Origin of the sequence: Streptococcus ovuberis, from assembly GCF_012396585.1 — a bacterium.
GTDB classification, from domain to species: domain Bacteria; phylum Bacillota; class Bacilli; order Lactobacillales; family Streptococcaceae; genus Streptococcus; species Streptococcus ovuberis.
The window spans coordinates 1-12,307 of the sequence record NZ_JAAXPR010000025.1 but is presented as its reverse complement, the minus strand read 5'-3'; the positions used below and the strand labels follow the sequence as shown (position 1 = coordinate 12,307).

Below are 12,307 nucleotides of genomic sequence, written 5' to 3'. Positions count from 1 at the left end.
TCCTCACCCCATCGCTTTCAACTCTAGCACCATATCCCTGATTTGGGCGGCCAGTTCAAAGTCGAGGAGTTCTGCGGCGGCTTGCATTTCTTTTTCTAGTTTCTTGATAGCAGCTATCCGTTCGGTCTTATTCATAGCCGAGTAGTCCACGGTTTCTTCTGCCACCTCGCCCTTAGCAGACTTGGTGATGGCGATGAGGTCGCGGATTTCCTTTTTGATGGTTTGTGGGACAATGCCGTGTTTCTCATTGTATGCCATCTGGAGTTGACGACGTCGGGCGGTTTCATCCATGGCTCGTTGCATGGACTCGGTCACCTTATCCGCGTACATGATAACATGGCCTTCGGCGTTCCGTGCCGCCCGTCCGATGGTCTGGATAAGGCCTCGCTCATTGCGCAGGAAGCCTTCCTTATCCGCATCGAGGATAGCGACCAGAGACACCTCTGGCACATCAATCCCCTCACGCAGCAGGTTAATTCCAATCAGGACATCAAAGACACCCAGTCGCAGGTCACGGATAATCTCGGTCCGCTCCAAGGTCTTGATGTCGCTGTGCATGTACTTGACCTTAACCCCCATTTCCTTGAGGTAGTCGGTCAGGTCTTCTGCCATTTTCTTGGTTAGCGTGGTGACAAAGACCCGCTCCCCTTTTTCTGCTCTGCTATTGATTTCACCCAGCAAATCATCCATCTGCCCCATGGTCGGACGCACCTCCACCTCGGGATCCAGTAGCCCTGTCGGTCGGATAATCTGCTCAACCACGGTCTCGGTCTGCTCCATCTCATAGTCACCAGGGGTCGCTGATACATAGACAATCTGATGGACGTGGCTCTCAAATTCCTCACGGCGAAGCGGGCGGTTGTCCAAAGCCGATGGCAGACGGAAGCCATAGTCGACCAGCATCTGCTTGCGGCTGCGGTCACCGTTGTACATACCCTTGATCTGGCCCATGGTCATGTGGCTCTCGTCAATCATGATGAGGAAATTCTCTGGGAAAAAGTCCAGAAGTGTATAAGGTGGCTCGCCCTCTTGTCGCCCATCCATGTGGCGAGAGTAGTTCTCCACGCCATTGGTATAGCCCATCTCCCGCAACATCTCGATGTCGTAGTCCGTCCGCTGCTTGAGCCGCTGGGCTTCGAGGAGCTTGCCTTCTTGTTCAAAATGGCGGAGCTGCTCTTCAAGCTCAGCTTGGATTTGGGCAATAGCCTGTTCCATGTGGTCTTCATTGGTCACGAAGTGAGTGGCTGGGAAGATAGCCAAGTGGTCCACTTCACCTAACACCCGCCCTGTCAGGCTTTCGATTTCACGGATACGGTCAATCTCATCACCGAAAAACTCAACCCGAAAGGCATGCTCGTCTCGGCTAGCTGGAAAGACTTCCACCACATCCCCCCTCACACGGAACCGCCCCCGCTGAAAGTCGATATCGTTGCGCTCAAACTGAATATCCACCAGCGCATTGAGCAAGTCATCACGAGACAACTCCTGACCGGGACGCAGACTGACCACGCTGTCTGAGTATTCCTTGGGCGATCCCAAGCCATAGATGCAGGAAACTGAAGCCACCACGATAACATCATTGCGCTCCAGCAGAGCTGAGGTCGCCGAGTGACGGAGTTTGTCGATTTCGTCATTGACAGAGCTGTCCTTTTCGATATAGGTATCGCTGGACGGCACATAAGCCTCAGGCTGGTAGTAATCATAGTAGGACACGAAATACTCCACAGCATTATCAGGGAAAAATTCCTTGAACTCGCCGTAAAGCTGACCAGCTAAGGTCTTGTTGTGGGCGATGACCAGGGTCGGCTTGTTGACACGGGCGATGACCTGACTCATGGTATAGGTCTTCCCCGTACCCGTCGCCCCCATGAGAATCTGGGCCTTCTCGCCTCCCTCGATATTGTCCACCAGCTGCTCAATGGCCTGTGGCTGGTCACCTGAGGGACTATACTTTGATACGAGCTTAAATTGATGATCAGATTTACGGTCAATCATAAGAACTCCTTCTCTCTTGATAGGTTTATTCTACAGAAGAACTATCTGTAGCACTCTTTTCTAACATATGCTTGTAATGATCCGTTTTCGCTCTCAAAGCTTTGAGCGAAGATGCTACTTTTTTTAAATTCTCTTCTGCTTGCAGTTGCTGGTGATAAATCAACTCATAACGATCAGGAATCGTAGAATCTCCCTCGGCAAACAGTTCAAAGTAGCGTTTTATTTTCTTCAAGGGCATTCCTGCAATTTTAAATAAGTGAATATGTCTCAAAACATCCAAATCCGTTTCATCAAAAAGACGATTGCCATTCTTGTCTCGTTTGAGATTCAGCAAAATCCCTTGATTATCATAATAACGCAAAGTAGAACTAGGAATATTTAGCCGTTTGGCGACTTCACTAATCGTATAAGTTTTTGGGGTCATTGTCATCCTCTCACACTCAAAAAATTTCAAAAAAAGCCTTGACTTAAAGTAAGGTTTAAGGTGTATACTCAGTTTATCAAAAAGAAATGGAGAATTCAAATGGTATCAACTTATACCTTTGAACTGAATGACAAGGTCGTTCGCACCAGTGTTCGTTTCAAAAACCGTTATGGTATCGAACTAGCTGGCGACCTCTACCAACCAAAAAACGCTCAAGGAAAACTCCCAGCCCTGCCTGTTTCAGGAGCTTTTGGTGCGGTCAAGGAGCAAACCGCTGGTTTTTACGCCAATGAACTGGCCAGCCGTGGGTTTATCACTTTAGCTTTTGATCCTTCGTTTACTGGCGAAAGCGGCGGTGAGAGTCGCAATGTTGCCTCACCAGACATTTTTACAGAAGATTACAGTGCTGCAGTGGATTTCTTAGGAACCTTAGAACAAGTTGACCGTAACCGCATCGGTTTGATGGCTATCTGCGGGTTGAGTGGTATGGCGCTGACAGCAGCTACCAATGATGTTCGTGTCAAGGCTGTAGCGACAGCTTCCATGTATGACATGTCGCGAAGCATCGCCAAAGGCTATAAGGATGGCTACACCCTTGAGGAGCGCCAAAAAATCCGCCAATATCTAGCTCAACAACGGTGGTCAGACGTCGATACTGGTCGTTATGCAACAGGCCCACATGAAATTTCCTTTGATGAAGCAGGGGAAGTCATCGTCTCTCAAATTCTTCCAGATGTTATCCCTGATGCCCTAAAAGATAACCAAGTCCTTGTTGCTTTCCACAACTACTATAAAACAGAGCGTGGTTACCATGAGCGTTCCGTCAACTCAACTGGCGCTTGGACGGCGACTACACCGCAGGCCTTCTTTAACTTCCCACTTTTGCTGAGTTGGAGCAACCAGTCCTTCTAATCGCTGGTGAAAACGCCCATTCCCGCTACTATTCAGAAGATGCTGCTAAGGCAATCGGCGACAATGCTGAGTTTCTGATGGTTCCAGATGCTGACCATGTGGACTTGTATGACCGAGCAGACAAAATTCCGTTCGATCGCTTAGAAGACTTTTTCAAGACACACCTTGTGCCGTAGTAGCACTAGCCCCCAAAAATGATGCTAAAAACACTCCTGTTGAAATCTAGTAAGCGAGAACTAAGGAGTGTTTTTACTATGGTTAGACAAGCGTATTTGGCAGATATCAATGCAGTCAAATCACATAAAGTCAGTCTGGAAACCTTCAAAATGTCAGTCAAGTCAATCCGATAGAGATGGTATCAATCAACATTTTCATCCCCCTGCCAGCAAACAATACACCTATATATCGGAGCTATCTCAGGTTGAACAACTAAAATGACAGGTGAAGCTCTTAAAGTCTATCGCAGCTCGATAAGACAATAAAACACCCCTTATCAGGCTAGTCGAAGAATACAAAGAACACTATACCCTCTCTGTTCTTTTAAACTGCTTCGATGTCAAAAAGTACCCTAATCTGCTAGAAAACTGAACTGAACCGAACTAAAAAGACAGATGATGTCTTGGACAAAGTTGAGAAGCTCTATTTAGAAACAACTTCATTTATGGTTATCGGACCATCATATATCTCCTAAAAAGCGCTATGGCGTCATCCTCAAGCACAAGAAAGTTTATCAATTCATGAAGCAAAAAGGCTGGCTCTGCCATTTGAAACTAAAGAAATCACTTCGCCTAAGCAAACCTCACCAGGCTACATATCACAAGCTCAATCGTAACTTCCAAGCAGACAAGTCACTACAAAAGCTGGAGTCAGACATCACCTGTCTCTACTTATCGTCCATCATAGACTCATGCAAATATGAGATTTGGCGTACACCATTTCAGACACCCCAGATACAACTATTATTTTAAATCCCCTGAACTAACTAGATCTACCTCAAGGAATCCTCTTATACAGTGACCAAGGGTCTGTCTACATGTCCAATACTTACCGTCTCGCTTTCAGTGAAAAGGTCTCACCCAATCCATGTTTCAGAAGGAAACACCAGCTGGTAACGTCTGCATCGAATAGTTCCATTCCAGCCTAAAGCCTGAAATCTTCTATCTCCAAAAATAGAGCAATGTAACCGCCCAATAACAGAGTATATTGAAAACGCCCCAGTTCTGTTTCAGTACAGGAACTGGGACGCCTAAAATAGGTTCTCCTCTCTCTCACATCGTGGATGCAGTGAAAAACTCAAGATTTCTATTCAATTTTGCAAGCTACTACAGTTCGCAATGGTAGAAAATAGTTTATTTCTCCCGTCTTTGACGAGAAACACCAACCAATCCAAGTGTGGTTAAGATAGCACCGGCAACTAACGGAGAAATTGCAGATTCCTCATCTCCAGTGCTCGGCAATTTAGGCCTTACCTGCGAAGAGACATTAACACTGTCAGTAACAGTTACCGTTATTGGACGAGCTAGAGTCGGCGAAATAGCTTGTTTCATTGATTTTGGAACATTGATAACTTCAATTTCCTCTTCTAGATTTTCGGCTACTCCCTGAGAATGATAAATGACCGCATAATGACTAAAGCTTTTCGCTGTGATTTCCACAAACCGTCCTGACTCAACAAGTGTAAAATCAAGTGCTCTTACAGGAGTTGATTCCGGCAGGTAGAGAACTTGTACAACCTTTTTACCAGCGTCAATCGGCAAGAGAACTTTAGCAGAATATGCCAAGTTGATAACTTTACCAGCTGCATTTATAAAATCAATATCATACAAATCATAATCTTTTCCTGCTAAAATCTCTGGAGTTCTCTGGGATGTCAGGACTTTCGGTATAACACGTAAGGCAACAATATCAGAAGACTCGCGTTTGTCAAGGATAACGGTAATACCTGTTCGCTCATCAATAAGTTTACGCTCAACTAGAGATGGGAACTTGTAAGATGGCACAGGAGTGGCGTCTGGGCCAGGGTGAGGAGCTGCTTCTGGTTTCTCCTCTGACTTATCTGATGGCTCTTGATTGCCCTCCACTTTTGGTTCAGGAGATGCTGTACCATCTTTTGGTGAGTCAGATGGACTGTCGCCCTCTGGTTGGGTTGGAGTTTGAGGGGTGTCTTCTTGTTTCTCCTCTGACTTATCTGATTCTGGCGCTTTATCTGATGGGTCTTGATTGTCCTCCACTTTTGGTTCAGGGGAGGCTGTACCATCTTTTGGTGAGTCAGGTTGATTACCGCTCTCTGGTTGAGCTGGAGGTTGAGGGGTGTCCTCTGATTTCTCCTCTGACTTATCTGATTCTGGCGACTTATCTGATGGGTCTTGATTGTCCTCCACTTTTGGTTCAGGAGATGCTGTACCATCTTTTGGTGAGTCAGATGGACTGTCGCCCTCTGGTTGAGTTGGAGTTTGAGGGGTGCCTTCTGATTTCTCCTCTGACTTATCTGATGGGTCCTGATCGCCTTCTACTTTGGGTTCAGGGGAGGCTGTACCATCTTTTGGTGAGTCAGATGGACTGTCGCCCTCTGGTTGAGTTGGAGTTTGAGGGGTGTCTTCTGGTTTCTCCTCTGACTTATCTGATTCTGGCGACTTATCTGATGGTTCCTGATCGCCTTCTACTTTGGGTTCAGGGGAGGCTGTACCATCTTTTGGTGAGTCAGATGGACTCTCGCCCTCTGGTTGAGTTGGAGGTTGAGGGGTGTCTTCTGGTTTCTCCTCTGACTTATCTGATTCTGGCGACTTATCTGATGGTTGCTGATCGCCTTCTACTTTGGGTTCAGGGGAGGCTGTACCATCTTTTGGTGAGTCAGATGGACTGTCGCCTTCTGGTTGAGCTGGAGGTTGAGGGGTGTCTTCTGGTTTCTCTTCTGACTTATCTGATTCTGGCGACTTATCTGATGGGTCTTGATTATCCTCCGCTTTTGGTTCAGCGGATTCTGTACCATCTTTTGGTGAGTCAGATGGACTCTCGCCCTCTGGTTGGGTTGGAGGTTGAGGGGTGTCTTCTGATTTCTCCTCTGACTTATCTGATTCTGGCGACTTATCTGATGGGTCTTGATTGCCCTCCACTTTTGGTTCAGGGGAGGTTGTACCATCTTTTGGTGAGTCAGGTTGACTGTCGCCCTCTGGTTGGGTTGGAGTTTGAGGGGTGTCTTCTGATTTCTCCTCTGACTTATCTGATGGCTCTTGATTGCCCTCCACTTTTGGTTCAGCGGATTCTGTACCATCTTTTGGTGAGTCAGATGGACTCTCGCCCTCTGGTTGAGCTGGAGTTTGAGGGGTGTCTTCTGATTTCTCCTCTGACTTATCTGATTCTGGCTCATCTTTTTCAGACTCTTCAACCTCAATTCGTTTATAAACCACTCTAAAGACTTTCTCGTCTTCACCAAAAACTCCCGCCGGCTCAGCCAACGCCTCTGCTAAATTAGCTTTGCCATTAACCGTATAGGTATAACCGTCACGTGCCAAATCATCATCAGAGATGCTGAACTGGATATTATCGCCTTCCAAACCTTTAGACCGATATTTCTCGCTCGCATCAATAGCTGTTTGTGGCAACTGATGTTCAGGGTCATTTTCAGAAATCACATTAGCTGTCGATTCCTTTGCGTAAACCACCGTCACTTTTTGTATATCATCACCAAACTGTAAAGTTCCTTCAGTAGTCTGGTGCTTATCGCCAGCAGTTTCTGGTGTAATAGACTGAACCTTGTAATGTTTAATATCAGGATGAGAAACGGCTTTTGCGGTATCCCAAGCCTGAGATAACCAGTAATCACGTTTCGTGGTATAGATTGACTGATCAACAAAGCCTTCTGGAGCTTTCTCTACAAGAGCGGCATGGGTAGTTAGTTGCCATTTTACTTGGTCGGTGTCAAGTGGTTTTCCGTTATCTCCGATTTTTATGTCATCAAGTTTAAGGTTAGTCTTGATAGAATTCCCCATTCCATCGGTCGCCACATACAACCGTTTCACTATAGGTGTCACCGAAGCCACTTTATTGACGATATTGGGTTTGTCACCTAAATCTGTCGGTGCGACTGGAATCTGAGATTTTTCAAAACCAAATTTCAGCTCCGGTGCTGTTTCCTCAACCGTTAAATAAGTCACAGCCTGCCTCTCTTCAGGCGCTACTTCCTCGCCTTTGCGGTTAACGTAAGTAATCACGCGCTCAGCATCTTTCAACTCCACAGCTTTGGCAGGTGCTGGAATAAAGAGTACTGTGGCAGACAGTGGGTCTACTGTCAAGGTTTTAGAACCTACTGTTTGACCGATTTTGTCATAAAGTTTCTTAGCATTTGTCGCAACGATAAAGGCTTTACTGAAATCGTTGGTTGAATTGATACGTCCTCGGTTATTTTCTGTATTGTGAAATTGAGCTATTTCCTTATCACCACCATAGTACCATTCATCACCCCCTAAGGTTAGTGGAGAGGTTCCAGTCCCCTCATTGTTATTGAAAATAACGAGATACTTGCCGTTTTTATTTTCTTGACCATCAGGACGAAGCTCATAAGTGATGACTCCTGACCCCTTTTGGGCGTTAGTGATAAGCATTTTCTTATCAATTTCATCATAATTTGACATTTGGAATAGTGGCTCCGCCAAACGCAACTGAGTAATAGCTTTGGAAAAGTTTACTGCATCTGCATGTTTTTTCACTAAAGTCCAATCAATCTTGTTGTACTCATCACCAGAATTATAAGTATTTACTGAATCTTTTTTGGTTCTCAAGAACTCTTGACCGTGTTGTGAAAAATGAATCCCCTGTGCCAAAGCACTCATAGCTGTCGCTAGCTCGACACGGTTCAGGTGCATGTTTTCATCACGAAGATCAACAACATTATAGCGTTTCAATAAATCACTCAGGGTCATGCCATCATGACATTCAACATAATTGAGCTGTTGAGAAGCATTGGCATATTTCTCACGATTTCCCCCTAATAGGCTGTTCGCAACTTGACTAGCATCATCAATATTAGGATTTCTATCTCTTGTTTTGTCTTTTGCCGCATCTTTAGCCTGATTCACAAATCCTGGATCATCTAAATGACTATCATGAGCATGCCCAACAATGGCATTTCGGCTGGTTGCATCAAAGAAGCCATAAGTCGGTAGTTTTTTTCCTTGCATATCACTACCAGCTTCGCCTGCCGGCAAATATTTACCCATGCTGTCCCAACCTTCGCCGTAAGTGACAATATTCTCACCAACCTTATTCAAAGCGTCACGGACATCGTTCAGGGTCTTCACATCAAGGTCACTCATGGCATCAAAACGGAAGCCATCCATGCCATATTCGGCTGCCCAGAAAGCTGTCGAATTGACGATATAGCGTCTCATCATCTCAGAGTTAGAACGTACCGCATTGCCCACAAAAATGTCGTTATTCATGACATTAGCTGGTTGGTTAATGGCATAGAAATAACCTGGAACCGTTTGTTCAAAGACATTTTTTTGCCCATGATAGAGGTGATTGTAAACCACATCCAAAGTGACGTTAAGGCCAGCATCATGGAGTTTTTGCATCATCTGCTTGAGTTCTTTGATGCGATTTTCAGGGTCTTTTGGATCAGTAGCGTAAGAACCTTCTGGCACATTATAGTTCTTTGGATCGTAGCCCCAGTTTTGCTGATTTTTATGGACACCATCATCTTCTTTTTGAGAAATTTTGATATTGTCTTCGTGATCCTTATCCAACTCTGGAACCGTCTCAAAATCGTTAAGCGGCATCATTTGCAGGTAGTTGGTTCCACGATATTTGAGGTAGTCAAGACCAGTCATGGTTGTACCATCTGGTGTTTTTGTCCCCTCCTGAACAAATCCAAGATAGTTTCCACGATCTTCTTTTTTAACACCTGATGACTCGTCGATTGAAAAATCACGGATATTTACTTCCAGAACGCTAACCTCTGAATTTGTTTTGGCACGTTTATTTTTGGTGACAGTGACTTTTTCGCCAACCTTACTTGGGTCTAGAATGACTGACCTTGTGCCACCTTGAATCGTAGCAACCGAGTACGGGTCTTGAGTCGTAACAGTCTGATAAGGCTGGGCTTGTACAGTTACCTTTTCATCTGTTTTAGTCACATTATCCCCTGCATAGAAGGCTGCGATTTCTTCACGACTAACCGGATTGCCACCCTCATTCAATACCTTGCCAGTTGCTGAATTTCGATAAACCTTAACCTTGTTCCCATTTTTGTGTTGCTCTTCCACTTGGATAAAGTGGGCGTTTGGTAAGCTGAGGGTGTAGTCATAAGCTAGTTTATGGGCGGATGCGATTCCTAAATCCTTCAATAGTTGTTGGTCAACTTTGTAGGTCCAAACACCAACAGTATTCTTGGTATGGTCGTCAGGATTAACCTCTTTACCACGTTCCATCACAACAGTTTTAGTGGCTGTCGCTTCAGGTGTTAACTCCTTATAAAGATTGAGTTTTACTTCTTTAGCTGTCGGTGCCCAAAGGTTGATTGTAGCAGTCCCATCATCATGTAATGTCGCTCCTAAACGCCCTAAACTACCGACTGTTTTAAACTTATCCGATTGATTCGCATCAACAACCTTGTCTTCATAGCCAAATGTTTTATCAAACTCTGGTGTCTGCAAATTAGAAATTTGAGAATAGTAGTCATCGCCAACATACACATCTGTTGCTGTGTATGGATTGACTGTGGCGATCATGTCGCCAGTTTTTTTAGTGTTATTCCATCCCTCACCTTTTTTAATAATATAATTGACTGCAGTAGCATCTGCCTTTGGTGTAACCGTGACCTTGAGTTGATCACCTTCTCTTGTCATTGGTAATTCTGTCTGAGGTTTGTCTACCCCATCTCCCCAGACATAAGCTCGATAGTCATTACCATCATCTGACGGCTTATAATAAATCGTCACTGGCTTTGCTGTTGTAACATCAACAGAACTGGTTGCTGTTGTCACTGGACTAGCACTGCGCAAAAAATCACTTGGTATTTGACTACCGTCTCCGACAACATCCTCAATCTCTTCATCTTCTGTCAACTGAGTGTCCAGTGCCTCTCCGTGTTTTGAAAGGCTAGAATTTGAATCTATCGCCAATGGGACGACACCATCCGTTTCAGTGATTTGTTGTGCCAATTGGTCTGTCTACTGACTGAGCTCATCAGGCCCTTGAGCAAGCACTTGCACTCCTGTACCTAAAAAAACAGTCGTCGAAGCGCCCAGCGCAAACAACCAACGTTTGCCAGACTTCCACATTCTGAACCCTTTGGTTCTTGTCTGTTGTGCCATAAAAGAAAACTCCTTTAGAATATAGTTCACTTCTTATTATGCAACCGCTTGCTTCAAAAGTCAAGCGGTTTGATAAGATTTTAACAATAAAATGTTTCCAATTTCTTTCTGATTTTTACTGAAACCATGAAAACAGCATGCAACCGGTAGCATTAGCATGTTTGCACATATAATCAGCATTTCCCCACTTGTCAAGTCAAGTGCAACAGCTTCTCTCCTGTACTGAAACAGCTTAGGGTTGTTATGATTAGACCGACTTAGCTCGTTCAAATAAATCTTGTGCGGTTTGGTAGTTGTGAATTCTTCTTAGTCTTAGATTGATGGCAAGGGTTCTTGTTCTAGTTCCGAGACGGACTTAAAGTCACATAGTAAAGAACTAGTCAGGGGAATGACTAGTTCTTCCCGAGCTTGAACATAGAAAAGCGAGGATTTTATCACAAACCTACTCGGAATTAAAGCCCCTAATATCACTATTTTGGAGATTGTGGACACTAAGAGTCTCAAACAATCTCATCAAGGTCATTAAACGGAATGCATTTGGTTTCCGAAACTTTGAAAACTTCAAAACTCGTATTGTAACCGAGTCTGGGACATAAGTCTCCCTCTACACCAAAAAAGCAACGGATTTGATGCCGTTGCTTTTTGCATTAGAGAGATAGACTTGACAAATGGTAGAAATGAGCCCATAAAACGAGAGAAGACAAAGCTTGTCCTCTCTCGGTGTTAAATAGGTCAACCCACTACAGTCATATAGAGCCAATTTTCATTGTTTTTCGGATATGAGCGATGCACACATGCCGATTTGCCCACTATTATTAGTCTTCTTTACGACGACGTTTTGTCATTACGGCAATTAAAGCTAATAAACCAAAACCTGCAACAAGTGATGTTACTTCGCTTGAATCACCCGTCTTAGGTAATTGTTTAGAAGACTGTTCGGAAGATCCTGACGGTGAAACGGTTTTACGATTACCTTTATCATTACCAGGTTGCATTGTTTGAGATGGTTTTGGTGTAACAGTCTTATCTGACGTGATCGTATCTTTTGATTTATCTGGATAAGTGACAGTGACTGTACCATCGTTACCAACCTCAACTGTTGTTCCCTCTGGGAAGTCAGGGTTTGCTTTCTTAACAGCTTCAGAAACCTTACCTTTTTCTTCTTCTGTCAAGTTTGTCTTATCAACTACTGGAGTTTTTTCTGGATCTTTAGGAGTGATACGGTCTGCCATCGGAATCTGAGTTACAGTCTTATCTGACGTAATCGTATCTTTTGATTTATCTGGATAAGTGACAGTGACTGTACCATCGTTACCAACCTCAACTGTTGTTCCCTCTGGGAAGTCAGGGTTTGCTTTCTTAACAGCTTCAGAAACCTTACCTTTTTCTTCTTCTGTCAATTTAGTCTTATCTGAAACAACGGTCTTGACGGGATCTTTTGGAGTGAAGCCATCAGTAATTGGTGCTTTTTTCTCAACTGTCTGGTCAGCTGGAATAGTATCCGTTGACTGATCTGGATAAGTAATCGTCACATTTCCTTTGTCATCAACTGTTACATCAGTATTGTTCGGGAAGGTTGGATTTGAGGTCTTAACCGCATCTGCCACCTTAGCTTTTTCGTCTTCTGTCAGCTTATTGAGGTCAGACACTGGTGTTTTGGCTG

Annotated in this window: 7 protein-coding genes and 1 pseudogene; 3 read left to right on the top strand and 5 right to left on the bottom strand. The window is 44.5% G+C overall.

Features of this window, described 5'->3' with window-relative positions:
- Positions 1 to 3: 3 nt before the first annotated feature.
- Together uvrB and HF992_RS10145 are read right to left on the bottom strand one after the other, a co-directional pair.
- Positions 4 to 1,995: an excinuclease ABC subunit UvrB gene (uvrB, locus tag HF992_RS10150; protein ID WP_168549914.1), complete on the bottom strand. Its 1,992-nt coding sequence runs from the start codon at positions 1,993 to 1,995 to the stop codon at positions 4 to 6.
- A 25-nt stretch (positions 1,996 to 2,020) separates the two neighbouring features.
- The gene (locus HF992_RS10145) at positions 2,021 to 2,419 is read right to left on the bottom strand and encodes a MerR family transcriptional regulator (protein ID WP_168549913.1); all 399 of its coding nucleotides are present in this window, start codon (positions 2,417 to 2,419) and stop codon (positions 2,021 to 2,023) included.
- 99 nt (positions 2,420 to 2,518) lie between these two features.
- On the opposite strand from HF992_RS10145, the gene HF992_RS10140 reads away from it, so the two are divergent.
- Together HF992_RS10140 and HF992_RS12095 are read left to right on the top strand one after the other, a co-directional pair.
- Positions 2,519 to 3,331, top strand: a complete 813-nt coding sequence (locus tag HF992_RS10140; protein WP_246201291.1) for an alpha/beta hydrolase — start codon at positions 2,519 to 2,521, stop codon at positions 3,329 to 3,331.
- Positions 3,310 to 3,507: an alpha/beta hydrolase gene (locus tag HF992_RS12095; protein WP_246201290.1), complete on the top strand. Its 198-nt coding sequence runs from the start codon at positions 3,310 to 3,312 to the stop codon at positions 3,505 to 3,507. Before HF992_RS10140 ends, HF992_RS12095 begins: the two co-directional genes overlap by 22 nt.
- 1,173 nt (positions 3,508 to 4,680) lie before the next feature.
- On the opposite strand, the gene HF992_RS10135 is transcribed toward HF992_RS12095, so the two are convergent.
- Complete coding sequence (locus tag HF992_RS10135) at positions 4,681 to 10,491, bottom strand: LPXTG cell wall anchor domain-containing protein (RefSeq protein ID WP_168549912.1); 5,811 nt, start codon at positions 10,489 to 10,491, stop codon at positions 4,681 to 4,683.
- Between the two features lie 9 nt (positions 10,492 to 10,500).
- Positions 10,501 to 10,644: a KxYKxGKxW signal peptide domain-containing protein gene (locus HF992_RS10130; RefSeq protein ID WP_168549911.1), complete on the bottom strand. Its 144-nt coding sequence runs from the start codon at positions 10,642 to 10,644 to the stop codon at positions 10,501 to 10,503.
- A gap of 491 nt (positions 10,645 to 11,135) precedes the next feature.
- On the opposite strand from HF992_RS10130, the pseudogene HF992_RS10125 reads away from it, so the two are divergent.
- Positions 11,136 to 11,240: pseudogene (locus HF992_RS10125) on the top strand (transposase); the annotation flags it as partial.
- Positions 11,241 to 11,459: 219 nt separating this feature from the next.
- Here the strand turns inward: HF992_RS10125 and HF992_RS10120 are convergent.
- Positions 11,460 to 12,307, bottom strand: an 848-nt coding sequence (locus tag HF992_RS10120) for a MiiA motif-containing surface protein (protein ID WP_168549910.1), incomplete at its 5' end; no start/stop codon positions are given.